The sequence below is a fragment of the Pseudomonas sp. SWRI179 genome (assembly GCF_014268705.1).
In the GTDB taxonomy this organism is placed as follows: domain Bacteria; phylum Pseudomonadota; class Gammaproteobacteria; order Pseudomonadales; family Pseudomonadaceae; genus Aquipseudomonas; species Aquipseudomonas zanjanensis.
On the sequence record NZ_JABWRA010000026.1, the window covers coordinates 20,593 to 45,648 of the forward strand.

Annotated in this window: 20 protein-coding genes; 6 read left to right on the plus strand and 14 right to left on the minus strand. The window is 60.7% G+C overall.

The genetic code is table 11. From position 1 onward, the window contains the following. Positions 1-9 precede the first annotated feature (9 nt). The 10 genes from HU767_RS16105 to yaaA form a co-directional block, all read right to left on the minus strand. On the minus strand, positions 10-1,575 hold the full coding sequence (locus HU767_RS16105; RefSeq protein ID WP_186705142.1) for an MBOAT family protein: 1,566 nt from the start codon (positions 1,573-1,575) through the stop codon (positions 10-12). A gap of 221 nt (positions 1,576-1,796) precedes the next feature. Further along, complete coding sequence (locus HU767_RS16110) at positions 1,797-2,933, minus strand: mannuronate-specific alginate lyase (protein WP_186705143.1); 1,137 nt, start codon at positions 2,931-2,933, stop codon at positions 1,797-1,799. An 11-nt stretch (positions 2,934-2,944) separates the two neighbouring features. Continuing rightward, complete coding sequence (locus tag HU767_RS16115; RefSeq protein ID WP_186729974.1) at positions 2,945-4,396, minus strand: alginate O-acetyltransferase; 1,452 nt, start codon at positions 4,394-4,396, stop codon at positions 2,945-2,947. Positions 4,397-4,407: 11 nt separating this feature from the next. Continuing rightward, the gene (algG, locus tag HU767_RS16120) at positions 4,408-6,000 is read right to left on the minus strand and encodes a mannuronan 5-epimerase AlgG (protein WP_186729975.1); all 1,593 of its coding nucleotides are present in this window, start codon (positions 5,998-6,000) and stop codon (positions 4,408-4,410) included. A gap of 26 nt (positions 6,001-6,026) precedes the next feature. Beyond that, entirely contained in the window at positions 6,027-7,517 is a 1,491-nt protein-coding gene (locus HU767_RS16125) for an alginate export family protein (protein ID WP_186705201.1), read from the minus strand. A gap of 5 nt (positions 7,518-7,522) precedes the next feature. Beyond that, complete coding sequence (gene algK / locus HU767_RS16130) at positions 7,523-9,034, minus strand: alginate biosynthesis TPR repeat lipoprotein AlgK (protein WP_186705146.1); 1,512 nt, start codon at positions 9,032-9,034, stop codon at positions 7,523-7,525. A 9-nt stretch (positions 9,035-9,043) separates the two neighbouring features. Further along, positions 9,044-10,213 carry an alginate biosynthesis protein Alg44 gene (locus HU767_RS16135; protein ID WP_186705147.1) on the minus strand — a complete coding sequence of 390 codons (1,170 nt, stop codon included), beginning with the start codon at positions 10,211-10,213 and terminating at the stop codon, positions 9,044-9,046. Positions 10,214-10,248: 35 nt separating this feature from the next. Then, entirely contained in the window at positions 10,249-11,733 is a 1,485-nt protein-coding gene (gene alg8 / locus HU767_RS16140) for a mannuronan synthase (RefSeq protein WP_186729991.1), read from the minus strand. Positions 11,734-11,830: 97 nt separating this feature from the next. Beyond that, a complete protein-coding gene (locus tag HU767_RS16145) occupies positions 11,831-13,147 on the minus strand; it encodes a nucleotide sugar dehydrogenase (RefSeq protein WP_053124910.1) in 1,317 nt (438 codons plus the stop codon). A gap of 810 nt (positions 13,148-13,957) precedes the next feature. Then, positions 13,958-14,737, minus strand: a complete 780-nt coding sequence (gene yaaA, locus HU767_RS16150) for a peroxide stress protein YaaA (RefSeq protein ID WP_186705148.1) — start codon at positions 14,735-14,737, stop codon at positions 13,958-13,960. Positions 14,738-15,024: 287 nt separating this feature from the next. Between yaaA and HU767_RS16155 the strand changes: the two genes are divergently transcribed. The 6 genes from HU767_RS16155 (at position 15,025) to HU767_RS16180 (ending at position 20,363) form a co-directional block, all read left to right on the plus strand. Continuing rightward, positions 15,025-16,149, plus strand: coding sequence for a polysaccharide deacetylase family protein (locus tag HU767_RS16155; RefSeq protein WP_186705149.1), 1,125 nt, complete (start codon positions 15,025-15,027; stop codon positions 16,147-16,149). Between the two features lie 335 nt (positions 16,150-16,484). Next, on the plus strand, positions 16,485-17,879 hold the full coding sequence (locus tag HU767_RS16160; RefSeq protein ID WP_186705150.1) for a PhoH family protein: 1,395 nt from the start codon (positions 16,485-16,487) through the stop codon (positions 17,877-17,879). A 251-nt stretch (positions 17,880-18,130) separates the two neighbouring features. Beyond that, positions 18,131-18,604, plus strand: a complete 474-nt coding sequence (gene moaC / locus HU767_RS16165; protein ID WP_030139643.1) for a cyclic pyranopterin monophosphate synthase MoaC — start codon at positions 18,131-18,133, stop codon at positions 18,602-18,604. Then, positions 18,601-18,843: a molybdopterin converting factor subunit 1 gene (gene moaD, locus HU767_RS16170; RefSeq protein WP_186705151.1), complete on the plus strand. Its 243-nt coding sequence runs from the start codon at positions 18,601-18,603 to the stop codon at positions 18,841-18,843. Before moaC ends, moaD begins: the two co-directional genes overlap by 4 nt. A gap of 3 nt (positions 18,844-18,846) precedes the next feature. Beyond that, positions 18,847-19,299, plus strand: coding sequence for a molybdopterin synthase catalytic subunit MoaE (moaE, locus tag HU767_RS16175; RefSeq protein WP_053124900.1), 453 nt, complete (start codon positions 18,847-18,849; stop codon positions 19,297-19,299). A 287-nt stretch (positions 19,300-19,586) separates the two neighbouring features. Beyond that, a complete protein-coding gene (locus tag HU767_RS16180; protein WP_186729976.1) occupies positions 19,587-20,363 on the plus strand; it encodes an ABC transporter substrate-binding protein in 777 nt (258 codons plus the stop codon). Between the two features lie 125 nt (positions 20,364-20,488). Here the strand turns inward: HU767_RS16180 and HU767_RS16185 are convergent, their stop codons facing one another. From HU767_RS16185 to rhlB, 4 genes are all read right to left on the minus strand, one after another. Next, a complete protein-coding gene (locus HU767_RS16185; RefSeq protein ID WP_186705153.1) occupies positions 20,489-21,115 on the minus strand; it encodes a transcriptional regulator in 627 nt (208 codons plus the stop codon). Between the two features lie 89 nt (positions 21,116-21,204). Next, positions 21,205-22,332 carry an FAD-binding oxidoreductase gene (locus HU767_RS16190; RefSeq protein WP_186705154.1) on the minus strand — a complete coding sequence of 376 codons (1,128 nt, stop codon included), beginning with the start codon at positions 22,330-22,332 and terminating at the stop codon, positions 21,205-21,207. Between the two features lie 146 nt (positions 22,333-22,478). After that, positions 22,479-23,429, minus strand: a complete 951-nt coding sequence (locus HU767_RS16195) for an ornithine cyclodeaminase family protein (protein ID WP_186729977.1) — start codon at positions 23,427-23,429, stop codon at positions 22,479-22,481. 124 nt (positions 23,430-23,553) lie between these two features. After that, positions 23,554-25,017 carry an ATP-dependent RNA helicase RhlB gene (gene rhlB / locus HU767_RS16200; RefSeq protein WP_186729978.1) on the minus strand — a complete coding sequence of 488 codons (1,464 nt, stop codon included), beginning with the start codon at positions 25,015-25,017 and terminating at the stop codon, positions 23,554-23,556. Positions 25,018-25,056: the final 39 nt, after the last annotated feature.

Sequence of the window (25,056 nt, forward strand, 5' to 3'; positions counted from 1 at the left end):
TCAGATCCCTCAGAACTGGAAGTAAAGGAACGGCGAGAAGCTTTGCGCCGAGAGTTTGAGAATCGAGGCAATGAACAGCAGCAGCACCAGGGCGCGCATCACGTAGCGTGACCAGTCCACGGTCCAGTAGGCCGGTTGCACTTGGGCCTCGACGCCGACGGTGTAGCCCGGCTCGTGGATCGCCGCTGGGTTGTCACCCGGCACGGCCTTGATCATTCCCGGTTGCGCGGTGGCCGGGCCGTTGGCTTCGGTATTGACCTCAGGCTTGGTCTTGACCGGTGGACGGTTGGTGTAGAAGTCCCGCAGGCCGAAGAAGGCGAGGGTGGCGTAGGCCACCACCAGCGTGGCGATCTGCAGGCCGGTGAGGTTGGCGCGGGTCAGTTCCGACAGCGACCAGTCGCCGAAGCTGAACATCGCGCTGTACATGCGACCGGCCACGTGCAGGTTTTCGGCGCGGAAGATCACCCAGCCCATCACCACCAGCAGGAAGGTCAGCGCCCAACGAATCGGGTTGATGCTGCGTGGGTTGGTGTCGATGCCTACCGCTTTTTCGATGGCCAGCCACATGCCGTGCCAGGCACCCCAGATCACGTAGGTGATGTTCGCGCCGTGCCACAGACCACCGAGCAGCATGGTCAGGAACAGGTTGCGATAGGTCATCAGCGTGCCTTTGCGGTTACCGCCCAGGGTGATGTAGAGGTAGTCGCGCAACCAGGTCGACAGGCTGATGTGCCAGCGGCGCCAGAACTCGGTGATCGACTGGCTGATGTAGGGCTGCTTGAAGTTTTCCATGAAACGGAAACCCATCATCAGGCCCAGGCCGATGGCCATGTCGCTGTAGCCGGAGAAGTCGAAGTACAGCTGTGCGGTGTAGGCCAGGGCGCCGAGCCAGGCATCGCCCGTGGTCGGGTTCTGCAAGGCGAAGCAATGGTCGGCCACCACCGCCAGGGTGTCGGCGATGAACACTTTCTTGATGAAGCCCTGCATGAAGCGGGTGCAGCCTTCGGAGAACTTGTCCAGCGTGTGGGTGCGGTTGTTGAACTGGTCGGCCAGGTCGCGGAAACGCAACACGGGGCCGGCGATCAGGTGCGGGAAGATCGCCACGAATGCCGCGAAGTCGATCAGGTTGCGAGTCGCCGGTGTGTCACCGCGATAGACGTCGATGATGTAGCTGATGGACTCGAAGATGTAGAACGAGATCCCGATCGGCAACAGCACGTGGGTCAGGATGAACGGGTTCAGACCAAAGCCGGTGATGATCGCATTGAGGCTGTCCACGCCGAAGTTGGCGTATTTGAAATAGCCCAGGATGGCCAAGTCCACGCCCACGCCGAGCAACAGCCAGCGCTGGGCCGGTTTGGTGCGCACGCCGGCGGCGCCGACTTTCAGGCCGATCCAGTAGTTCCACAGGGTCACGCCGGCGAACAGCGCGAGGAAGTCCACGCGCCACCAGGCATAGAACACGTAGCTGGCGATCAGCAGCAGCAGGTTGCGATAGCGTTGCCCGCTCAAGTAGTACAAGCCGAGAAAGATCGGCAGGAACAGGAACAGGAACACGTTGGATGAAAATACCATCCCGATCTCTCCATGTTGAATCAACAGTCAAGGGCCAGAGCCCCCCCAAACCCCCCCATGAAAACCGGGGGGCGTATACAGTTCATGTCTGACACTGCCCCTGTGGGAGCGGGCTTGCTCGCGAAGGCGGTGTATCAGTCGACATCATTGTTGGATGTCAGACCGATTCGCGAGCAAGCCCGCTCCCACAATGGGTTTGCCGCCAGGCAAGGGGTACGGTGTCAGCTCCCTTTCTCGCCTTTCTCCCGCGAAGGGTCATACACCCGGGTCAAGTCCCCGCCGAGGCGGAAGGTCTTGAACGGTTGCATTTCGTGCTTACGTTCCAGCACGTCCTCCGAGCAGGTGTAGAGGCTGCAGAACGGTTCGAGCCAGGCGAATTTCGAATCGACCTTCAGGTCCTTCATGTCCTGCTCTTCGCCGTTCTTCTCTTCGAAGATGTCCGGGTCTTTCACCCCGGCCAGCACCCGGTCGCCCAGGCGCTTGAGCGCACCGTTGTTTTCCTGGCGCAGGTCGACGCCGTTGACCTGGGCGAAACTGGCGATCATCGCCAATGGCGGCAGGGCGTAGTTGTGGTAGGACAGGGCCCGTTGCTTGCGCTTGAGTTCGTTGGGCAAATAGCCTTCGGCGTCGACTTGATTGACGCCGACCTTGTATTCCTTGACGGCCCAATCGAACAGGTCGCGGCGGTTGGTTGCCACGGAGGTGGCCATCACCGACCAGGCAGCCCAGTAGGAATGGTTGTTGATCTTGTCCAGCGGCAGGTTGTCCCAATCGCTGACCACCTGGTCGGCCATCCGACTGAACCAGCCTTCGATCAATTGCGCCTGCTCCGGGTGATTGGCCAGCGGACGGGACTCGGAGAACTTCAGGCGCACATAGGCCGAAGCCATGCTGCCCAACGCCCATTTGCGCATGGACTTGCCGGTGTGGTTGAAGTCCTTGGACATCAACGCATCGGCCTGGGCCCAGGCGGTCAGCCAGTTCAGCGTGCATTCCAGTTGCTCGGGGCGGCCGTCACGCATGAACTGCATCACTTGCTTGCTGACGCCACGCTCGATCTTGGTGATGTCGGCGGTGCTGTCGCGGAAGGCTTTTTCCGATTGCACGTTCAGCGTTGCGCGGGCCTTGTCGGAGCCCTCGTACTTGCTGCGAAATTGCAGGGAACCGGTGTAGGGCGTCGGCGTGGCGTCGCAACCTTTGGCCGCTTCGCCGGCCTTGACCTTCTCGATCGGTGCGAAGTAACCCTGTGGCGGGCGCAGCGGGGCCGCCGCCTGCGTGGCCCCGGCGAACATCGCCAGGGTCAGCAGGGAGGGCGCCAGCAGCGTTTTCAACGTTCGGGTGCGCGTGGTACTGGTCATGAGACGAGACCTCATTGTCCGATTTGAGCCGTTTGTTGCCCGGCTTGCGGAGATGCGTTGCGTTTGCAGACTTTCGCTTCCACTTGCAGTGGCTCCTTGCCGGCTTCAGGACCCTGGACCTCTAGAGCCAAGAGGTTCTGGGAGGCCCAGTCCTCGTCGGTACGCAATTGGAAGGCGAAACGTCCGTCGGTGTCGGAGGTATTCGGTTTTTCGATCTTGATGTCCTCGTGGCGCCCATTCATGTACCAGAGGGTGGCTTGCAAGGTTTTCACCGAGGTGTCGGCGAAGCGGATGTCGACCTGGTGGCTGCCGTTACGCAGATCCATGTTCTGGCTGTTGACCATCAATTCGTTCTTGCCCGGCTTGAGCTTGGCCTTGCTGCTCATGAGCGCCGGCTTGCCTTCGCAACCGTTGTTGTCCAGCAGCGCCATCATCTGGCGGTAGATGGTTTCCTGGTCCAGGCGATACAGCGGCGAGAATTCCCAGATGAGAATCTTCGGTGGATTCTTCTGGAATTCTTCACTGCCCAGGTACTGGATCATCGCGCCTTCGAAACCACCGCCAGGGAAGGCGACGTTGAGGATGTCGGCGCCGATGGCTTCTTCCAGGAAACCGGCAAAGTTGTAGTTCTTGCCGCTGTGACTGGTGCCCACGAGGGTGATCTGCGGGTTGCCGGAATCGCCGAACAGGTCGCCGTCGCCGGCCTCGCCCTTGGGTTCGGTGGTGAACTGGTCCATGTATTGGATCGCGTAGCTGGTGCCGCACAGCTGCCCGGCCATGTTGTGCAGGGTGCCGGTCTTGCCCATGCGACCGGACTTCTTGGTCTCGAACTCACGCTTGGGGATGTCGGCGAAGGCCGGGATCTGCTTGACCTTCTCGGCCACGACCTTGGCGGTGCGCTGGGCGCCGTATGGGGTCCAGTGCTGGTCGCCACGGAAATAGAAATCGTGGGCCGGCAGGGTTTCGGGCAGGTTTTCGTTGGTCAGCGGCGACAGGTCCGGCACCACATAACCCATCTGGGCGAAACGGCCGAGCATGGATTTGTAGTTGGCCAGGGCTTTCTCATAGTCGAAAGCGGCTTTTTCCTGCGGGTTGAGCTTGTTGCGGTTCACCAGGCCCCGGGTCGGCTGGTAGACGAGCACCAGCTCGACGCCTTTGGCCTTGAACGCATCGTGCAACTGCTGCAGGCGCTTGTAGCCGGCCGGCGAGGTGTTGAATTCGGTGCGCAGGTCTTCCTGGGTCCGGAACAGCCAATCGCCCTGGGCTTGTACCAGCGTGGTGAAGTTCTGCTGGTAGCGCGTGGTGTAGTTCTTCGCGTCATGGGCCGCCGGGCACAGGTTGCAGCACGGTTCGGCGGTGAAGCTCGGTGCCTTGACTTCATCGGCGCGCGCGCCACTTGCAGCGGCGAGAATGCCGGCAGTCAGGGCGGACAGGCCCAAAAGTTTGATCATCTGTGGGTTCATAAAGGTCATCCTCAGTCCCGCATTTCGGTCTGGCGTTCGACAGGGTCGATCAGCACGGCTTTCTGCTGGCGCACCAACAGGTCGAGAATTTCATCCTGGCGCTCGCCAAGGATCCCCGTGAAGCTGATGCCGCTGGATTTGGTCGGCGCGAGCATGGACACGCGGTACAGCTCAACGCTCAAGGGCGAGTCAATGGACAATGGGCCGCTGCCATTGGCGGCGAGTTCGCCACCCACCACGATCAACGACACTTCGGTATCGAACGGGTCGAGCTTGATGTCCCGGTCGGTGTCCGACAGGTCTTTGATGTGGCCGTAGAGACCGGTCAGGCCGTTGGCCATGGACACGTTTTCGTAGAGGCGGATGTTCACGCTGTTACGAATCCGGATGCCGTGGCGGCGGTTGCTGATCACTTTGTTGCCCCACAGCAGGTTGTCACCACTCTCGTACAGCGTGATGCCGTCGGTGTGGTTCTTGTAGATCTCGTTGTAGGCGATCAGGTTGTTCACACTGTTACGGTCGATCACCAGGCCCGAGAGTTTGTTGTCATAGCTGCGGTTGTTGAAAATGAAACTGTCGTTGACCTCACGGGAAATAATGATCCCGTGCTTTTTCTTGGTCCCGTAGACGGTGTTGTCGGCAATGATCAGCCGATGGGAACGGTCGTGGGGGTCGATGCCGTAGACGATGTTGTCCTTGTAGGTATTGCCCTTGACCACGAAGTCGTTGGTTTCGTAGCAGTAGAAGCCGTACCACATGTCCGAGAACTCGGAACCGATGATCCAACCGGTCGGTTCCGGGCGCTTGAGGACCTTGGCCATGTTCGGCGTGTACTGGGAAATACTCACCCCGTACGACTTACTGTTGGCGTAGCCGAAACTGGCCATCTTGCTGTTGACGATGTAGGTCTCGGTGCCGCCCCAGGACAGCAGGAACGGACGGAATTCATTGGGTGAGCGGAACGTGGCAGGGCCGTTTTCCTTTTCGCGCCAGCCGGTGACCTTGGTGTCGCGGATGAACATCCGGCCATCGTTGATCAGGAACGCGCCGCCCTCCTGGGACAGGCGCAATTCCTGGGTTTGCTTGTCGATCTCAAGGATGCCTTTCTGGCCGACCACAATCGGAATCCTGGCCAGGAATACGCCTGGCGAGGTTTCGCTGAGGTACTGCTTGGGCACCTTCTTGACCAGGTCCTTGAGGTTCATGTAGCCATCGTCGATGAAGATGGCCTGTGGGATGCCGCGCTGGCGCACCACCCACTCGGCCATCTTGTTGTCGCCGCCGATGAAGTCTTTCAAGGCGTTTTCCTGCATCATCCGGCGCACGCTGATCTTGCCGGGCTTGCTGCGCACGATCTTGGCCGCGACCGCTTCGGGCGTATAGCCTTTGAGGTCGGGCAGGGTCGGCGCGGCCAGCTCCAGCGGTGCGGTCGGCGCGCTGCTGACGGTGTAGGTCTTGGCTTGTTGCAGTTCCTTGGCCACGTTGCCCGGCTTGACCACCGGTTCAACGTTGGCGAACGCCGGCGAGCCGGCCAGCAGCATCGCTGCGACCAACAGGCTGATCGAACCTTTCATCGCCTGGCTGTTCCTGAGGTAGCGGTTCATATCGGGCACTCCCATGGCCATTCGCATCAGAAGCGCCAGATCACGTCGACAAAGGCGCGATGCATGTACGAATCGACCTCTTTGCCGTAGGCGTCGCCTGGCTTGAACACGCCGCCACGAAAGCGCACCAGCGCCGACGGCTCATCAATGGACTGACTCAGCGCGGCCGGCAGCAGGCCTTGCTTGAAGTACTTGGTGACGACGAGGTCGACTTCCTGGCCCAGGTCCTTGTCGCCATCACGCAGCGGCAGGGTCGAGGTGGACAGGATCGCGCCGGTCACGTCGTCGGTGTTGTTTTCCACGGCGTTGATGCCGTTGCTGCCTACCGGCTTGTTGCCGTCCACGCGCCAGAACTTGTGGTACACAAGGCTTGCGTCGTATTCGTCACGCAGTTGCCAGGAACCGAACAGGCTGGCGCTCTGGGTGTTGGCCATTTCGCCGCGGAACGCTTCGCCGAAACGGTGCACGCGCGAGCGGGTGCCGGTGAAGTTCGAGCGGTTGCTCTGCAGGCCGTTCTGCTCGTAGTCCTCGCTGGCGCGGGCATAGGCCGCACCGACTTGCCATTGCGGGTCCAGACGCAGACGGATACCCAGGTCAGTGGCCCAGCCGTCGACATCATCGCTGTGCTTGGCTTCTGTTGGGCGCGTGCCGTCGGCGTTGAGCGGGTTGACGGTGTCGCGGTCGCCGGTCATGCCGGTGAGGCTCGCCCAGTAGTTGACGGTGTTGGTGTTGCGCCAGTTGTAGGCGTCGCTGTTGGCTTCCAGGCCCAGCCAGGTCAAGTCACCGTTCTCGGTCTTGTCCAGGGTGTCGGTGGCTTCGCCCGGGGTCGGGTAATCGAGGCTGCCGCTGTCATGGGAGTGGTGGGCACGGATCCCGGCCCACTGGCCTGGCATCCACTGGTAGCCCACGTCGCCGTAGACGTGCATGCGGTCCTTGTCCTTGGGGGACAGTTCCTTGAGGTCGGTGCGGTATTCGCTGAACCGTTCGGCCACGCCGAGGTTGGCCCGCAGCAAGGTGGTGTCGAAGGTCCAGTTCAGGGCTTCGATGTTGGTGTCGCGCCATTGGCCGTCGTCGTTGCGCAGGCGCTGGCGACCGAACTTCAACTGCTCGCCCGGGTAAGGGGTCAGGCCACGGTAACCGATCCAGAACTCGCGCATGGCCAGGTAGCTTTTCTTGGCTTCGCGATCACCGCTGTCGGTTTGCTGGGTGCTGCCATCGGACTGCTGCAGGGTGTCGGTCTCGATGATGTCGCTGGACGTCACGGCCTGGGCCATGGCGTAGGCGCTCCAGGCGCCGCTTTCGCTTTCGCCGTAGACCCATGGACGCAAGTCCAGGCCGACACCGTTGACGTCGCCACCGCTCTGGGTGCCGAGGTCACGGTCGTCTTCGGACTGGCCGGTGATCTTCACTTCCAGGCCGAAGTTCTTGGTGTCAGTCAGGGCCGCCAGGGTCGGGCTGGACCACAACAGGGCAAACGACAGGCCAATACCAGCCTGTACAAAAGGATTGAGCTTCAAAAGCTTCATAGAGGTTCCTCGCCGTCATCTTCTTTTAGGGCTTGCAGTTCAAGCGTATCGGGGCTCATTGCGCCGCGAATGGCCTGCTCTTGTTGTAGCAGGCGTTGCGCTTGTGCAAGTTGTTCCGGCGGTAATTGTGCTTCGAGGGTTTGGGCAAGCTCGGTGGCTTGCGGGGTGTTCTGCGCCTTGGCCAACTGGCTGAACACATACGCGTTGACCGGGTTGGGCTTGGTGCCCTTGCCCTGGGAGAACAGCTGGGCAATGGCGTAGTCGGCGCTGTTCTGGCCGTTGCGGGCGGCCTTGAGCAGGTGGTCCAGGGCTTTTTGCGAGTACACCTGGCCCAGGTAACCGCGGCGATAAATCTGGCCGAGGTAATAGTCGGCGGCCACTTCACGGCCCACGGCTTTCTGGAAATGCGCCTCGGCGACCTTGGCATCGGCCGGGACCCACTTGCCTTCGTAGTACAGCTTGCCCAGCAACAGATCAGCGCGCGACTGGTCGGCGGCGCGGCCGTTTTCCAGGTACTGCATCATCTTGTCGACGTCACCCAGTTCCGGGAAGTCGTAGAGCAGTTGCGCCAGGCTGACCCAGGCAGCGGGGTAGCCAGGGGCGATGCCTTCGAGCAGCGATTGGGCGGTCTTTTCATCGGTCTTGCCCAGGCTGGCATCGGCCAGGACGCGGGCGACGCTGTCCACGCGCTGGGCGGAAACGACGCCACGGGCGTGGCCGTCCTGCATTTGCTTGAGCAGCGCGGCCTGCTGTTCCGGCTGGCCGCGTTTCTGATAGACGGTGGCCAGTTCGACGTAGCAGATGTCCGTGGTCGCCAGCGCGGCCTTGCAGACTTTCTCGACTTCATCCAAGTGCTGGTCGTAGGTGCCTTGGGTGCGGTAGAGCAGGATCTGCGCCAGGCCCGCTTCCGGATAACCGGCGCTGCGCCATTGACTGATCTGCTGCTGGGCGTTGACGTTCGGGAAGCTGTGGGGATATTGCAGGTACAGCATCGCCAGCGGGATCAGGGTGTTGCCTTCGCCGTTGGCGAAGGCTTTCTTCAACAGGCCTTCGGCTTCGTGTTTTTCCGCTTCGGTGGAACCGGGCTTGGCCACCAGCAGGCGACCCAGGCGCGCCTGGGCCCGCGGCGAGATGTCGGCCGCGGCGCGGTAAGTCGCCTCGGCTTTTTTCATCTGCTCGGGATCGCGGCTGTCCACCTGGATATCGGCCAGGCCTACTTGGGCTTCGCTGTAGCCCAGGTCGGCCAGTTGCTGGTAGTTCTGCTGCGCCAGCGCCGTGTCGCCGCGCTTTAGGGCTTCGTTGGCCAGGCGTTGATCGGGCAGGCCGGCGCAACCGCTAAGACTGACTGCCAGCGCCAGTGCACACAACGCATATCCTGTGTGGGAGCGAGCCTGCTCGCGATGCGGGCCGCTCGGTGTACCAGACAGACCGCGTCGATCCCATCGCGAGCAGGCTCGCTCCCACAGGGAATGCGGTGCATTGTTGTTTTGTGGAGTGATCACGGGCATATCCTCGACTTAAATACCGACGGCCATGGCTTTGTCGATCAGCCAGTTCAGGTTCGGGCCACGGTCGCTGGTGACTTCTACCGGACGGCCGGCCAGCGCGCTGTCCAGGGGTTCGTCAGGCTGGATCAGCACACGGATATCGGAGGACAGGTCGGCACTTTTCAGGCTGGTGCTGCTGACGATCTTGCCGGTACGGGTGGTGTCTTCGCCGGCGACCTGGAAGCTGACCGGCGTGCCTGGGCGCACGTCGCCGAACTGGCGATAGGAGAAACGCGCTTCGACGTTGGCCTCAGTGCCCCGTGGAACCAGTTGGAAGATCACGTCGCCCTTGCTGGCGTACTGACCGTTGGCAACCAGTTGTTGGGCCACGATGCAGTCGCACGGCGACGTCAGGGTGCCGGTCATTTGCTTGCCGAACAGCTCTTCGACTTTGGACGGCTGCAATTGGTTGTCGTCCAGGTGACCCTTGAGCACATCGAGCATGCTGGTGCTGAAGGTCGCCAGTGGGGCGCCCTTGGCGGCCGCGCCGTCGGCCTTGACCAGGCTCTGCACGGTGCCGTCGCGCGGCATGGTGATCGCCATGCCCGGTACATTCACCAGGCCTGCCTGGGCGTGGCTGACGAAGTACATGCCATACACCGACTTGAAGATGAACCCGAACGCCGCCAGGCCAACGATGAAGATCCCGAGGCTGAAGGTCACGGCGCGCAGGCGACCGAAGGCGCTCATGCCGCCGTTGTCGTCTTTCTGCTTGCGGGCCTTGGTGAAGTTGTCGCGCTGCAGGGTCGCCAGCACGTCGCCGACGCCGACGATGTCGCCGGCCAGGTGCGAGGTGATGATGTGACGCAGTGTCGAGATGTCCCGCGGCTCCAGGTTCTGGAACTGGCAACCGGTACGGCCGGTCTCGCGGTCGTAGGAGCGGATCTGCAATTCCACGTCCATGGCCAGGCCAAGGTTGTCGATGACGAATTGCAGGCGAGCCTTGTAGGTCTCGCCAACCTTGAGCGGCAGCTGGCCGGCGTTGAAGCACAGCCCGCCGGCGGACAGGTCCAGGACCTTGACTTCCATGGGCGTGCGGTCGGGACCGAAGAAGCGCAGCTTGGCCGGGATTTTGACCCGGGCGTGTTGGCGCTGGGCTTCGGATTCATGCACTACGTTGACATTCACGGCGGTGTTCATAGGGGCGATTTCCTAGTTAATTCATTCAAGTCCGGTCAGACCATCGTCAGCAGCACGGCGACAAAAATGCTGCCGGCGGAGAAGGTCATGGTCCGAGACGACCAAGTGTTGAACCAACGTTGAAAGCTGGCGAGATCACGGGTCAGGTGGGTGGGCTGGCGAGTCCAGGACTGCTGGTCGAGGCGGAAGAACACGTAGATCTTCACCAGGGCACCGACGATCTGGTTGTAATAGAGAATCGCCGGGTAGGCAGGGCCGATCTTGTGTCCGGAGCACGACAGCAGCAGGGTCAGCAGGAACCGGGTGATGCCGATCCACAGCAGGTACACCAGGATGAACGCGGTGCCGTACTTGAAGCTGGCGATCAAGGCCACGGTCAGGCCCAGCAGCGAGGTCCACATCGACACCCGTTGGTCGAACAGCACCACCGAGGTGAACAGGCCCAGACGCCGCATGCCCAGGCCCAAAGCCCGGGAGTTCTGCCGCAGGTTGTTGCCGTACCAGCGGAACATCAGCTTGCGGCTGGCCTTGATGAAGCTCTTCTCCGGCGGATGCTCGACGGTGTTGATCGCCGCATCGGGCACGTAGAAGGTGTCGTAGCCCAGGCGCATCAGGCTGAACCAGCTCGACTTGTCATCGCCGGTCAGGAACTTGAAGCGGCCCAGGCGCCAGTGCTGCAGCGAGTCGCTTTCCACATCGGCGATGAAGTCCGGGTTGGTGACCACGGTGGCGCGGAATACCGACATGCGCCCGGTCATGGTCAGCACGCGCTTGGACAACGCCATGGAGCACATGTTGATGTGCCGCTGGGCGAAGCGCAGCTTGTGCCACTCGCTCATGATGTAGCCGCCGCGCACTTCGCAGAACTCGTTGGTGGTCAAGCCGCCGACATTGCCGAACAGCTGGAACCACGGCACGGTCTTGCGCACGACGCCTTCGGCGAGCACGGTGTCGCCGTCGATCACCGCCACCACGGCGCGGTCGTCCGGCAAGTGACGGGAGATGGCGCGGAAGCCGAAGGCCAGGCCGTCGCGCTTGCCGGTGCCGGGAATGCGCACGAAGTCCAGCTTGACCCGCGCTGGCGGGTTCATGCGGGCCCAGAGGCTCTTGACCAGCAGTTCATCGGACATTTCCACGATGGAGCAGACCACGGTGGTGGGCAGCCCGCAGTCGATGGCCTCGCGAATGACCGAGCTATAGACCTGGGCCGTGGTCAGCGCGTCGATCCGGAAGCTGGTGACCATCAGGTACACATGGGACGGATCCGCCGCCTTGCCCAGCTTGCGGACCTTGCGGCGCAGGTGCGGGTAGACGATGTACAGGAAGATCATGCCGCGCACGAAATGCGTCGCTCCCATGGAGTAACGCCAGATGCCCACGGCGCCGATCAGGAAGATGAAATCCTTGGATTCGGAGTCGAACGTGGACGTGGGCAGCGCCATGGCGATGCCCATCAATAAACTCAAGTAAAACAGCCAACCGGCGGCCTGAAGCAGGCCGTGCTTTAGCCTGTGCATAATCTGCATCCGTCTCTATCTCGGGCGGGCCTTGTGGGCGGCCCGATGGGTTAAGGCAGGCGAAAGGCCGGCCAGGGCATGCCCCGGCCGGCAAACAGACTTACCAGCAGATGCCTTCGGTCCGGCCACTCGGGTTGGTGGCCTTGGACATGAAGCCGACCAGGTCGATGACCTGCTTGCCTTCCGGTACGTTTTCGGTCAGCGCGCGGAACTTCTCGTCGCGGTTGCCCAGGATGATGATGTCGGAGCTGTCGATCACCGAGTCGAAGTCGGCGTTGAGCAAGGACGAGACGTGAGGAATCTTCGACTCGATGTAGTCCTTGTTCGCACCGTGGACGCGGGCGTATTCGACGTTGCTGTCGTAGATCTTCAGGTCGAAGCCCTTGCCGATCAGCATTTCCGCCAGTTCTACCAATGGGCTTTCACGCAGATCGTCGGTGCCGGCCTTGAAGCTCAGGCCCAGCAGCGCGACTTTGCGCTTGTCGTGGCTGGAAACGATGTCGAAGGCGTTCTGCACCTGGGATTCGTTACTGCGCATCAACGAGTTGAGCAGCGGTGCTTCCACGTCCAGGGCGCCGGCGCGGTAGGTCAGGGCACGAACGTCCTTGGGCAGGCAGGAGCCGCCGAAGGCGAAGCCTGGACGCATGTAGTACTGGGACAGGTTCAGGGTCTTGTCCTGGCAGACCACGTCCATCACTTCACGACCATCGACGCCGACGGCCTTGGCGATGTTGCCGATCTCGTTGGCAAAGGTCACCTTGGTGGCGTGCCACACGTTGCAGGTGTACTTGATCATCTCGGCAACGGCGATGTCCTTGCGGATGATCGGCGCGTCGAGTTCTTCGTACAGCGACTGCAGAACGTCACCGGAAGCGGTGTCGAACTCACCGATCACGGTCATTGGCGGCTGGTCGTAGTCCTTGATCGCGGTGCTTTCGCGCAGGAATTCAGGGTTGACCGCGACACCGAAATCGACGCCGGCTTTCTTGCCGGAGCAGTCTTCCAGGATCGGGATGACAACGTTTGCCACGGTGCCCGGCAATACGGTGCTGCGAACCACGATGGTGTGGCGGGTGGTCTTGTCACGCAGGACAAAACCGATCTCGCGGCACACGGCCTCGATGTAGTTCAGTTCCAGGTCACCGTTCTTTTTGCTGGGTGTACCGACGCAAATCATCGACAAGTCAGTATCACGAATGGCTTCGGCGAAGTTGGTTGTACCGCGCAGTCGGCCTGTTTGAATGCCTTGCGCCAATAGCTCGCCAAGACCAGGTTCAACGATCGGCGATTTGCCCGCGTTGATCATGTCGATTTTGTCTTTGGCGACATCTACGCCAACTACATCATGGCCCCGTGCAGACAGGCAACCGGCACATACTGCACCGACGTAACCCAAACCAAATATGCTAATGCGCATCGCATTTACCTCTGTTTTTCACGCCATTAAATGGCCGGAGTTAATAGTGTTCAGCGGTCATCGTGCACTCGGAAGTGTGGAATGCAGGCGCCACAGTGCCGTGTGCAGGCATACTAAGTTCCGAGTGTCTAAATAATTGCACTCAAGTTGTGCGCAAAGCGGCCTAGTTGTTATGACCTGCCCTGTTATGCAGCCAGTCCTCGTTGTCGGGAACGCTCGTGCAAAGGTCCTTCACTTCCAATCCCTGGCGAAAAGCCCACAAAATCAGAAGCTTGTGTGCTCGGGTGAGCACGTTATAGGGGCGCAGCCTTGGCCTTGTAGGGGATAGTAATGGTGCGTTATCTCCCATCCTTTAAGGGTGGATCCAATTAGACGACCGTTTCGCTAAGTTGTCGTGACAACTTGGTTAATCCGTTCGACGTCCTGTGTAAGTGATCTCCTACAGATCTGCGAAGAATCGTTACGGGTGGTATGAGCCGTGCAATTTCACATAGTTCCGATCCGCTCATCGCGATTTTCGAAATTTTTCGAAATATTATCGAAGATGGCACTGCTCTCAAGATGATGGCACTTACCATTTTGGCCTTTATAAATGGGGAGTTAATGAGCTGAGATATTTTTGTGCCACTACCGATGAAAAAAATCGGTGCCACTACGCAAAAAACTGACGAGTGTCGAGTGAAAGAAAAGTTAGCGGGGGAGTGGGGCGATTTATTGGCGCCATGAAACTGGCGAAACAGGCGAGGAACTAAGATGACAGATCGGGGCTTGATCGAAGCCCCCAATCAGAGAGCGATATAAGGTGATGCCTTATTCGGGGGCGTGATCGCGCAGGAAGACCAATTTGTTCTGGCTCGATTGCTCGGGGTTGAAACGATAGCCTTGCACGTCGAATTGGCGGAGTGCCGCAGGGTCGTTGATCCGTTCCTCGATCACGAAACGACTCATCAGGCCCCGGGCTTTCTTGGCGTAGAAGCTGATGATTTTGTACTGGCCGTTTTTCAGGTCGCGGAATTCGGTATCGATGACGCGCGCTTTCAGTGCGCTGCGCTTGACCGCCGAGAAATACTCATTGGAAGCCAGGTTCAGCAGTATGTCGTCGCCCTGGTCGGCCAAGGCTTCGTTCAGCCATTCGCTGATACGCGTGCCCCAGAAGGCATACAGGTCCTTGCCCCGAGTGTTGGCCAGCTTCGTGCCCATCTCCAGGCGATAGGGTTGCATCAGGTCCAGTGGCCGCAACAGGCCATAGAGGCCGGAGAGCATGCGCAAGTGTTGCTGGGCATAGTCGAAATCGGCTTCGCCAAGGCTTTGCGCATCGAGGCCGGTGTACACGTCACCCTTGAAAGCCAGCAGCGCCTGCTTGGCGTTGGCCGGGGTGAACGCCGGTGTCCAGCTGCCGAATCGCGCGGCATTGAGGCCGCCGATCTTGTCGGAGACGTGCATCAGCTCGCTGATCTGTGCCGGCGAGAATTCGCGCAGCTGTTGGATCAGTTCCTGGGAGTGATCCAGGTACTGCGGCTGAGTGAAACGCGCGGTGGCCGGCGGTGTTTCGTAATCGAGGGTCTTGGCGGGGGAAATCACCATCAGCATGCAATCGTCTCCTTGAAGGTGCGGCGATTCTAGGGGGTTGTCCGGGTGGACTCCAGCTATTGGGGTGATAGTGGATGAGTGGTGAAGTACCGAATTTTGTGGCGTGCTCAATGTGGCGAGGGGATTTATCCCCGCTGGGCTGCGCAGCAGCCCCAACAACAGTGGAATCAATCTGATCAATGAGGCTGCAGATTTTTTTAGGGCTGCTTCGCACCCCAGCGGGGATAAATCCCCTCGCCACAGATCAGCTATCATGCCGCGCGGGTTTCGTTATGGAGACATCCCTTTTGCGCATCGCCCTTCTGTTATCGGCCTGGTTGTTGAGCCTGGGTGCCAGTGCCGCGCCCAACGACGTCGCCACCCTGGACCGCAGCACCTGGCCGGAACAACTTACCAGCCCGACGCTGTTCGACGTGGCCTCGCGGGCCGAGATCCTGATGTTCGCCCGGGGCCTGCTGGATATCGATGCCATGGATGAAATCGCGCTCAAGCAGTACTTGGGGTTGCGCACGGTCAACATGGCTGCGGTCGACGCGCTTCGCGCACGGCTGTGGCAGCGGCTGCTGGCCAATTACAACTTTGCCCAGCGCAGTTGCGATCAGGATGCTTCTTTCTGTTATTTGGTCGAGGACATGGCCACCCTGCGCGAAGAGGCTCGCAGGTTCCATCTGGATGACAACTCCTACTACATCAAATGGGCGGCGCCGAGCCAGATTTTCCATACCCAATATCGCGATGAACTGCTGCGTAAAGCCGCGCTTTTTCCGCAAACCAGCAGTGAAGTCGCTCGTTTTGGCGACTACGAGCGCAATGGCGAGAACATGAACGATCGGCTGTTCCTGCTGACCTTCGACAGCGCCGCCAACGTGGTGCCGGACAACACCCCGTGGCTGACCGATTACCTGCGCAAAGCCAACATGAACGGCACTTTTTTCGTGCTGGGCAAGGACATCCAGGCGCGGCTGGAGGAGCGCTCGGCCAACAGCCTCCAAATGTTGTATGCGGGGCAGTGCGTGGGTGTGCAGGGCTGGGAGTTTCGTTCCCACAGCCATTGGCAGGACTGGCAAGACTCGGTCCGGCGCAGTGTCGAGCTGGTCAAAGGCAAGTTGCCCGAGAATTACGTACCGCTGTTCCGCCCGCCCCAAGGCCAGCGTCGAGGCGATGCCGAAGGGTTTTTCCGGCAGCAGGGCCTGCAAGTGGCGCTGTGGGACATCGATCCCCAGGACAGCGGCAAGCGGCTCAAGCCTGAGCAAAGCGCCCAGCGTGTGCTGACCCTGATGCTGCTATGGCGTCACGGGGTGATCAATTTCAACGCCAAGCAGGATGGGGTGAAAACGGCAATGCCCTGGCTCATGGCGCAGACGGCGCAGAGCGGGATCGGTTGGGCGGACTGCCAGGAAGCGTTTCGCTGAAACCGGAAAAAGCCCGGAAACATTGGGGAGGGAGGAAAACCCGGGCCACATTCGTGACAACCGGACTTCCGACTTTAACGGCGCAATGACGGTACGCCAAGGGTTATTCGTCACTCTGAAAAATAAACTTCAAAAAAACGTCAAAGTGCTTTTTCCTGTCATGTGTTTTGGAGTATCAAGAAGTCAGACCGCCGAAACCTGCAACACAGGTGGCGTCTTCCAAGACCCAATTGTGTGCAGTTCACCTGAATCCTCGCGGGTGAATTCGGTGGCTACCTCGAGGCGCAGCACTGTCACGGTATTGCGTCGAATGGCCCCCACATAGGTGACCGAGTATGGATGACCACGGACGTAGCCCTTCCTCCAACCAGCCAATCCTCTATGTACTCGATACCAACGTATTGATCCACGATCCAAACGCGCTCCTGAACTTCGAAGAACACCACGTTGCCCTCCCGATGACCGTGCTTGAAGAGCTGGACAAGCTCAAGAGCGGGCACCACAGCGTTGCGGCCGAATGCCGGCAGGCGATCCGCCTGATCGACAAGACCCTGGGCGATGCCTCCCCGGAAGATGTCGAACTCGGCGTGCCGATCCAGCGCGGCAAAAGTGGCCCCAAGGGCCTGCTCTCGATCCTGATGAGCAAGCGCACCGAACCCAACCTGGTGCTGCCTGAACACCTGAACGACAACATCATCATCAACCAGTTGATCGACCTGCACGCGCGCAACAAGGACCAGGCCGTGGTGTTGGTGACCAAAGACATCAACATGCGCCTCAAGGCCCGCGCCTGCGGGATTGCGGCGGAGGACTACAGCACCGACCAACTGGTCGACGACGTTTCACTCTTGCCCAATGGCTACCACAACATGACCGGCTCCTTCTGGGACCGTGTGAGCAAGGTCGAGACCCGCCAGGACCATGGCCGAACCTGGCATCAGGTGCAACTGATCGACAACCTGCCGGCGGTGCACATCAACGAATTCATCATCGACGAACAAGGCTTCGTCGGCTGGATCAAGGAAATCCAGGTCGACAAATTGCTGATCCTGGATTTGCACCAGGAACCGCTGTTGCATCAAGAGGCGTGGGGCCTCAAGCCTCGTGACATCTACCAGAGCCTGGCGCTGTTCGCCTTGCTCGATCCGGATATCCACCTGGTCAACCTGTCCGGCGCCGCCGGTTCCGGCAAGACCATCCTGGCCCTGGCCGCCGCTATCGAGCAGACCATGGTCAGCAAACGCTACCGGCGCATCATCGCCACCCGCAGCGTGCAGGGCCTGGACCAGGAGATCGGTTTCCTGCCCGGTACCGAAGCGGAGAAAATGGAGCCGTGGCTGGGGGCGATCACCGATAACCTCGAAGCCTTGCACATGGATGATGAAAGCACCCATGGCAGCGTCGACTACATCCTCAGCAAAGTGCCGTTGCAGTTCAAATCCCTCAACTACATTCGCGGGCGCAGCTTCCAGCAGAGCCTGATCCTGATCGACGAATGCCAGAACCTGACCCCGCACCAGATGAAAACCATCATCACCCGTGCCGGTGCCGGTTCCAAAGTGGTGTGCCTGGGTAACCTGGCGCAGATCGACACCCCTTACCTGTCCGCGACCAGCTCCGGGCTGACCTACCTGACCGAACGCTTCAAGGACTTCCCCAACGGGGTCCACATCACCCTGCAGGGCGTACCGCGCTCGATCCTGGCCGAATACGCCGAATCCCATCTGTAACTCCAGCCAAGCCTGGGCGACCACCAAGTCGCCCGGTTTTTTTGTATGCGCCACATAATCCCTGTGGGAGCGGGCTTGCTCGCGAAGGCGGTGTATCAGTTGACATATATGCTGCCTGACACGCCCCCTTCGCGAGCAAGCCCGCTCCCACAGGTAAATGCGGTGTTTTGCAAATTGCAGGTGCGACAATCAGCCCTGCCGGAATCTGACCCACGGGTTTACAATCGACGTTCCTGATCAGGAGTAACCCTGTGCTGACTCATCTCGATTCCCAAGGTCGCGCCAATATGGTTGACGTGACCGACAAGGCCGTGACTTTCCGTGAGGCCACGGCCGAAGCTTTTGTGCGCATGCTGCCCGACACGCTGCAGATGATCGTCAGCGGCGGTCATCCCAAGGGCGATGTATTCGCCGTTGCGCGCATTGCCGGCATCCAGGCGGCCAAGAAAACCAGTGACCTGATTCCGCTCTGCCACCCGTTGATGCTCACCAGCGTCAAGGTCGAACTCAATGCCGAAGGCGAGGATCGGGTGCGCATCGTCGCCCGCTGCAAACTGTCGGGACAGACCGGCGTGGAAATGGAAGCGCTCACCGCCGCCAGCGTCGCTGCGCTGACCATCTATGACATGTGCAAGGCCGTCGACCGGGGCATGACCATCGAAGGCGTGCGGGTGCTGGAAAAGCTCGGCGGCAAGAGCGGCCATTTCCAGGCGGATGCGTCATGAACATCACCGTGAAGTTCTTTGCTCGCTACCGTGAAGCGCTAGGCGTGGACTCGGTAAAGGTGGAAGGCGATTTCGCCACGGTCGACGATGTGCGCGCATTGCTCGCCCAGCGGGACGGTGCCGAGGTGCTGAAAGAGCAAAACCTGATGTGCGCGCGCAATGAAGATCTGTGCCAGCTCGACGAACCATTGGCGGACGGTGACGAAGTTGCGTTCTTCCCCACCGTGACCGGAGGCTGAACCATGGCGATTCGTGTGCAGGTCGAACCGTTCGACCCGGGTGTTGAAGTCAACGCGATGCATGCGGCCAATGTCGGCGTGGGGGCGGTGGTGAGCTTTGTCGGCTACGTGCGCGACTTCAATGACGGCCTCGATGTGTCAGGGATGTTCCTGGAGCATTACCCGGGCATGACCGAAAAAGCCCTGGGCAAGATTGCCACCGAGGCCGAGCAGCGCTGGCCGTTGCTCAAGCTGGAGGTGTTGCACCGTATCGGGGCGCTGGAGCCGGGTGAGCCGATCGTTTTTGTCGGCGCCGCCAGTGCCCATCGCCAGGCGGCGTTCGACGCCTGCGCCTTTGTCATGGACTACCTCAAGACCCGCGCGCCGTTCTGGAAGAAGGAAAACACCGTCGACGGGCCGCGCTGGGTGGAAGGGCGGGACAGTGATCATGCGGCGGCGGATCGCTGGAAGCAGTAAGCAGCAAGCAGCAAGCAAACTGTTGTTTTTTCGCAGCCCATAAGTCCGTCTTCGCGAGCAAGCCCGCTCCCACAGGGAATTTGTGTTGTACACAGCATGTGTGTTCGGCACAGATCCTTGTGGGAGCGGGCTTGCTCGCGAAGGGGCCAGCAGCCTCCCATCACATTCCCTTGTTTCCCCAATTGACGATATATACATTAAAGTCCAGTATGGATTTATAAGTACATATAAAGTCATTGCCCCACCTTTCTCTGCCAAACCAACAACAACCCCGCGAGAGATCGATCATGAAGAAACTCCCCCTCATCACCAGCCTGGCCTTGAGCCTGTTGGCCTCCAGCGGCCTGTTCGCCGCTGAGAAAACCCTGCGCATCGGCATCGAGGCGGCTTATCCGCCGTTTGCTTCCAAGACCTCGGAAGGCAAGATCGAAGGTTTCGACTACGACATCGGCAACGCCTTGTGCACCCAGATGCAGGTCAAGTGCGAGTGGATCGAGGGTGAGTTCGACGGGCTGATCCCGTCGCTCAAGGTGAAGAAGATCGACCTGGCGCTGTCGTCCATGACCATCACCGAAGAGCGCAAGAAGTCGGTGGATTTCACCCACAAGTACTATTTCACTTCATCGCGGCTGGTGATGAAGGAGGGCGCTGTGGTCGATGACCAGTACGCCAGCCTCAAGGGCAAGACCGTGGGTGTGCAGCGGGCTACCACTACGGATCGTTTCGCCACGGAAGTTTTCGAGCCCAAAGGCGTGACGGTAAAGCGCTACAGCAACAACGAAGAAATCTACATGGACCTGGCGTCCGGTCGCCTGGACGCGATTTTCGCTGACACCATCCCTCTGGAAGACTTCCTGTCGATGCCCCGTGGCAAGGGCTACGCGTTTGTCGGGCCGGAGCTCAAGGACCCGAAATACGTGGGTGAGGGCGCTGGTATCGCAGTGCGCAAAGGCAATACCCAGTTGGTGGCGGACTTGAACAAGGCCATCGATGGGATTCGGGCGAATGGGGAGTATCAGAAGATCCAGGCCAAGTATTTCAAGTCTGATATCTACGGCGACTGATCAATCGCCTTCGCGAGCAAGCCCGCTCCCACATGGATCTTCGTCGGACATAAATCTCGTGTTCAACGCAAATCCCTTGTGGGAGCGGGCTTGCTCGCGAAGGCGTCAGTAAGGCATCAAAGGTCTCAGCCCTTCAACTCCTTCAAATGCTTGTACACCGTCGCCCGCCCCATGTTCAGCACATTCGCCACATAGTTGGACGCGCTCTTGCCCTTGAACGCGCCTTCGGCATGCAGCGCCAATACCAGCTCGCGTTTGTGGTCGCGGGTCAACAGGTTCAAGCTCAGTTGACGCTCGCGCATCCAGGCGTGCAGGAAGGTGTTGATCCGCTCCTGCCAGTCATCGCGAAACAGTGAATCCGGCTGGGGGATCAGCTTGCCCGGCGACAGGAACAGATCCAGCGCGGCCTTGGCATTCTCGAACAGCGAAATATTCAGGTTGATGCACAGCACCGCCAACGGACGACCCTGGGCATCGCGCAGGACGCTGCTGAGGCTGCGAATCTTCTGTCCGTCCCAGTTCAGTTTTTCATACGGCCCGATGTTACGTTCGCTGACGTCCTCACTGAGCATGTCTTCCAGGGACGAGTCATCACCGATTTCGCGCTTGGACAGGTTATTGGCGATGTAGTCGACCTTCTGGGTGCGCAGGTCGTGCAGCACGACTTCGGCGTGGGGGTAGAACAGCGTGGCGATGGCGTCGGCGATGGTGCGGAAGTTTTCCAGCGCCGTATCGGAGGGCGAAGCAGTCATGACAGGGCTCCAGGCAGCGTCAGCGCCCCGTGGAACAGGGGCGCGGGGGGAGTGTGCCGCAATCGTGGCGATGCGTCACCTGAGTGGGTTCATCCCAAGCGCTCGGGAGAGAGCATGGCGCTGCTCAGGCCGAAACGCGCCAGGGCTTCGGGCAGCGGTTCGCCACGCACCAGCGCCGCGCTGGCCTGGCCCATGGCCGGGGAGGTCTGGATGCCGTAGCCGCCCTGTGCCGCGACCCAGAACAGCCCGGGCACCTGCGGATCGAAACCGGACAGCAGATCACCGTCGTGGACGAAACTGCGCAATCCGGCCCAGGTGCGGGTCGGACGGCGAATGGTCAGGGTGGTGGCCTCTTCGATCTGGTAGATGCCCATGGCGATGTCCAGCTCTTCCGGCTGCACGTCGTGGGGTTCCACCGGGTCGGCGTTGGCCGGCGAGCCGAGGAACATGCCGGCGTCGGGCTTCATATAGAAGGATTCGTCCAGGCTCACCAGCATTGGCCAGTCGTGGATGTCCACGCCCTCGGGGCCGGCGAAGATGAACGCCGCACGGCGCTTGGGTTGCAGGCCCAGTTTGCGGGCGCCGGCCAGCTCGGCCAGTTGATCGGCCCAGGCGCCGGCGGCATTGATCACGATGGGGGCGGTGAAGGTCTGGCTGGCGGTTTTCACCTGCCAAAGCCCTTGGTCATCGCGGCCCAGGCCCAACACTTCGCTGTCGGTGTGCACACTGCCGCCGCTGCGACGGATGCCACGCAGGTAGCCTTGGTGCAGGGCATCCGTATCGATGTCGCAGGCCGTGGGGTCATAGATCGCCCCGTGGACCTTTTCCCGCCGCAGGATCGGCAGCCTCACGCAAGCTTCGTCGGCGCTGAGCAGTTGCATCTGCGGCACCGTGGCCTTGGCGCTCAGGTATTGGTTGTTCAGCTCGGCGGGGTTACCGGTGAAGTCCACGGTCATTTCGCCCCGTGGGCTCAGCAGCGGGTGCTCGCAGAAACCGGCCGGTGGTGCGTCGAAAAAATCCCGGCTGGCCTGGGTCAGCGCCCGCACCTGAGGGGTGCCGTAGGCCGCGGTGTACAGCGCCGCGGAGCGTCCGGTGGAATGGTAGGCCGGGTGCGATTCGCGTTCGAGCACAACGACCCGGCCGTGGGGTGCCAGCCAGTAACCGGTGGAAGCACCGGCAATGCCGCCGCCGATGATGATGAAGTCTGCTTGTGTCATGAAACGCTCCTGTCGAGCACATTGCCGGGAGTTCGCGGAACCTGTGGGAGCGGGCTTGCTCGCGAAAGCGGCTTGTCTGCCACATCAATGTTGAATGTGCTGCCGCCTTTGCGAGCAAGCCCGCTCCCACAGGGAATCGAGTTGTGTCAGTGGTGGTGCAACCGATACAGCGCATGCGCCAACGCAACATCCTCCAGCCCCAGGCCGATGGAGCGGAAGAATACGTGGCGGTGGTAGTCAGGACGCTCCACGTGTTCGCTGAGCAATTCAGGCAAGTCACCGATGATGCTCGACGCTTGCCAGCCGTACTGTTCGCTGGCGATCAACATTTCACCGGCCGAACCCGGAGTGGTCTGACGATAGTCGCAGAACACGTCCATGTCGCTGAGGCGCTGGGGCGGTATTTCGTGGGCGCGTGGGGCGTTGGTGCTGATGGAGGTAATCAGTGCTGGTTTGCCCAAGGTCCGTGGGTCGAACACGGCGTTGGCGGACGAGGTGCAGAGCATCACCACATCGGCATCGTGCAGCGCCGCTTCGAGGGTGTCGGCGATTTGCAGGCGCGGGTCCAGGCCGGTGAGCGAGGCAAGTTCCTGTGCCGACTTGGTTTTCAGGCCGGGCGAAAACAGGCTGATGCCTTGCCAGTCCCGCAGGTCCTTGACGTAATGCACATGCGCCCGCGCCACTGCGCCGCTGCCAATGACCACCAAGCGCCGGGCGGTATGCGGGGCGAGGGCATCGACGGCGACGGCGGTGGTCGCGGCGGTGCGGGCGGTGGTCAGTTCGGCGGCATCGCACAGCAGCAGCGGTTGGCCGGTCTGCATCGACATCAGCAAGGTCCAGGCGGTCACCAACGGGCCTTGCTCGCGCACGATGTAGGGCGAGGTCTTGATCCCGTAGACCTGTTCTTCAGCCAGCACGCCCAGGTAATTGATGAAGTCCCCGGCACCCTGGGGAAACACCACCAATTGCTGGGGTGGCTGCACCGCTTGCCCGGCCGCGAGATCACGAAACAGCTTGCGCAAGATGTGTGGCACATCGACCTGTCCGAGCAGTTCTCGGGCTGTCGCTTGGGTCATGACATAAGGCGTGCTGGACATAGGGACTCCGGGATGGGCTTCTAAACTAATTTGTCCATTATGGACTTTTAGTTTATTCGAGCAATATCCCGGGGCAAAAAAAAGCGCAGCCTGTCGTGGCTGCGCTTTTTGTTTTGTGGGGCCGTTAAGGGCGCTTGCGCTCAACCGACCGCAACAAATGCGTCGGTGGCATCTCACAACTGATCTTGCGCCCCAGCAACGCCTCGATCGACGGCAATTGGTAAGAATCATCTTCACCGGCGAAGCTGATCGAAACCCCTGCGGCCCCGGCACGACCGGTGCGGCCGATACGGTGCACGTAATCGTCCGGTACTTCCGGCAGGGTGAAATTGATCACATGACTGATACCGTCGATGTGGATACCACGACCGGCCACGTCGGTGGCGACCAGCACACGGATCTTGCCTTCGCGGAAGCCTTCGAGGGTCTTGATGCGCTTGTGCTGGGGCACGTCGCCGGAGAGTTGGGCGGCGTTGACGCCATCACGCACCAGGCGTTCTTCGATACGCCGCACTTCGTCCTTGCGGTTGGCGAATACCATCACCCGTTCCCAACCGTTGTCGTTGACCAGGTTGTAGAGCAGCTTGTATTTGTCGGCACCGGCGACGGCGTAGATATGTTGCTCGACGTTTTCGCTGGCGACGTTCTCGGCTTCGATCTCGACGATGGCCGGGTCGGTCGTCCACTGTTTGGCCAGGTTCATCACGTCTTCGGTGAAGGTGGCGGAGAACAGCAGGGTCTGGCGTTCGCTTTTCGGTGGGGTCTGGCGAATGATCTGGCGCACTTGTGGGATGAAACCCATGTCGAGCATGCGGTCGGCTTCGTCCAGCACCATCACTTCGACCATGTCCAGGTGCACGTCGCCGCGCTGGTTGAAGTCCAGCAGGCGGCCCGGGGTGGCCACCAGGATGTCGCAGTGGCGGGCTTCGAGGTGCTTGAGTTGCTTGTCGAAATCCATGCCGCCGACGAACGTCATCACGTTCAGGCCGGTGTACTTGGTCAGGTCGGCGGCGTCCTTGGCGATCTGCACCACCAGCTCGCGGGTCGGCGCGATGATCAGTGCCCGCGGTTCGCCCATGTAGCGTTCCTTGGGCGGCGGGGTCTGGAGCAATTGGGTGATGATGGAGATCAGGAACGCGGCGGTCTTGCCGGTGCCGGTCTGGGCGCGACCGATGGCGTCTTTGCCGGCGAGGGTGTAACCGAGCACTTGCGCCTGGATCGGCGTGCAATAGGGGAAACCCAGGTCCTGGATGGCATGCATCAATTCAGGGGCGAGCTTGAAGTCGTGGAAGCGGGTCTTGCCTTCCTGGGGATCTACGGCGAAGTCCTCGAGTTTCCAGGCGACGACCGGTGGTTTCGGTGCGCGTTCGCGGCGCGGCCTGGGGGCTTCGTTGCGAGGTTTCTCGGGCTCGGAGGCCGTGACAGGCTGGACGACGGGTTCTTTTGTTGCCTGTGCAACAGGTGCCGCCCGGCGCGGTTGTTGCGCATCGGTATGGCTCGGGCCGTGGGTCGGCGCTGTGGGGCCAGGCGCGAGTTGCTCGGCCTCGCTTTTACCGAACATCTTCTTGAGTGCTTTGAGCACGGTCATCTCATCGATTGGTTAAGGAATGTACGCCGGCCAGTGTAA

What these genes read in the sequence shown, in the direction of transcription:
- algG (WP_186729975.1), bottom strand. Translation starts at nt 6,000, where the DNA reads ATGAACCGCTACCTCAGGAACAGCCAGGCGATGAAAGGTTCGATCAGC.
- algK (WP_186705146.1), bottom strand. Translation starts at nt 9,034, where the DNA reads ATGCCCGTGATCACTCCACAAAACAACAATGCACCGCATTCCCTGTGG.
- HU767_RS16180 (WP_186729976.1), top strand. Translation starts at nt 19,587, where the DNA reads ATGAAGAAACTCCCCCTCATCACCAGCCTGGCCTTGAGCCTGTTGGCC.
- HU767_RS16190 (WP_186705154.1), bottom strand. Translation starts at nt 22,332, where the DNA reads ATGACACAAGCAGACTTCATCATCATCGGCGGCGGCATTGCCGGTGCT.
- HU767_RS16185 (WP_186705153.1), bottom strand. Translation starts at nt 21,115, where the DNA reads ATGACTGCTTCGCCCTCCGATACGGCGCTGGAAAACTTCCGCACCATC.
- moaE (WP_053124900.1), top strand. Translation starts at nt 18,847, where the DNA reads ATGGCGATTCGTGTGCAGGTCGAACCGTTCGACCCGGGTGTTGAAGTC.
- HU767_RS16110 (WP_186705143.1), bottom strand. Translation starts at nt 2,933, where the DNA reads ATGACCAGTACCACGCGCACCCGAACGTTGAAAACGCTGCTGGCGCCC.
- HU767_RS16195 (WP_186729977.1), bottom strand. Translation starts at nt 23,429, where the DNA reads ATGTCCAGCACGCCTTATGTCATGACCCAAGCGACAGCCCGAGAACTG.
- HU767_RS16115 (WP_186729974.1), bottom strand. Translation starts at nt 4,396, where the DNA reads ATGAACCCACAGATGATCAAACTTTTGGGCCTGTCCGCCCTGACTGCC.
- HU767_RS16145 (WP_053124910.1), bottom strand. Translation starts at nt 13,147, where the DNA reads ATGCGCATTAGCATATTTGGTTTGGGTTACGTCGGTGCAGTATGTGCC.
- moaD (WP_186705151.1), top strand. Translation starts at nt 18,601, where the DNA reads ATGAACATCACCGTGAAGTTCTTTGCTCGCTACCGTGAAGCGCTAGGC.
- HU767_RS16160 (WP_186705150.1), top strand. Translation starts at nt 16,485, where the DNA reads ATGGATGACCACGGACGTAGCCCTTCCTCCAACCAGCCAATCCTCTAT.
- HU767_RS16135 (WP_186705147.1), bottom strand. Translation starts at nt 10,213, where the DNA reads ATGAACACCGCCGTGAATGTCAACGTAGTGCATGAATCCGAAGCCCAG.
- rhlB (WP_186729978.1), bottom strand. Translation starts at nt 25,017, where the DNA reads ATGACCGTGCTCAAAGCACTCAAGAAGATGTTCGGTAAAAGCGAGGCC.
- yaaA (WP_186705148.1), bottom strand. Translation starts at nt 14,737, where the DNA reads ATGCTGATGGTGATTTCCCCCGCCAAGACCCTCGATTACGAAACACCG.
- HU767_RS16105 (WP_186705142.1), bottom strand. Translation starts at nt 1,575, where the DNA reads ATGGTATTTTCATCCAACGTGTTCCTGTTCCTGTTCCTGCCGATCTTT.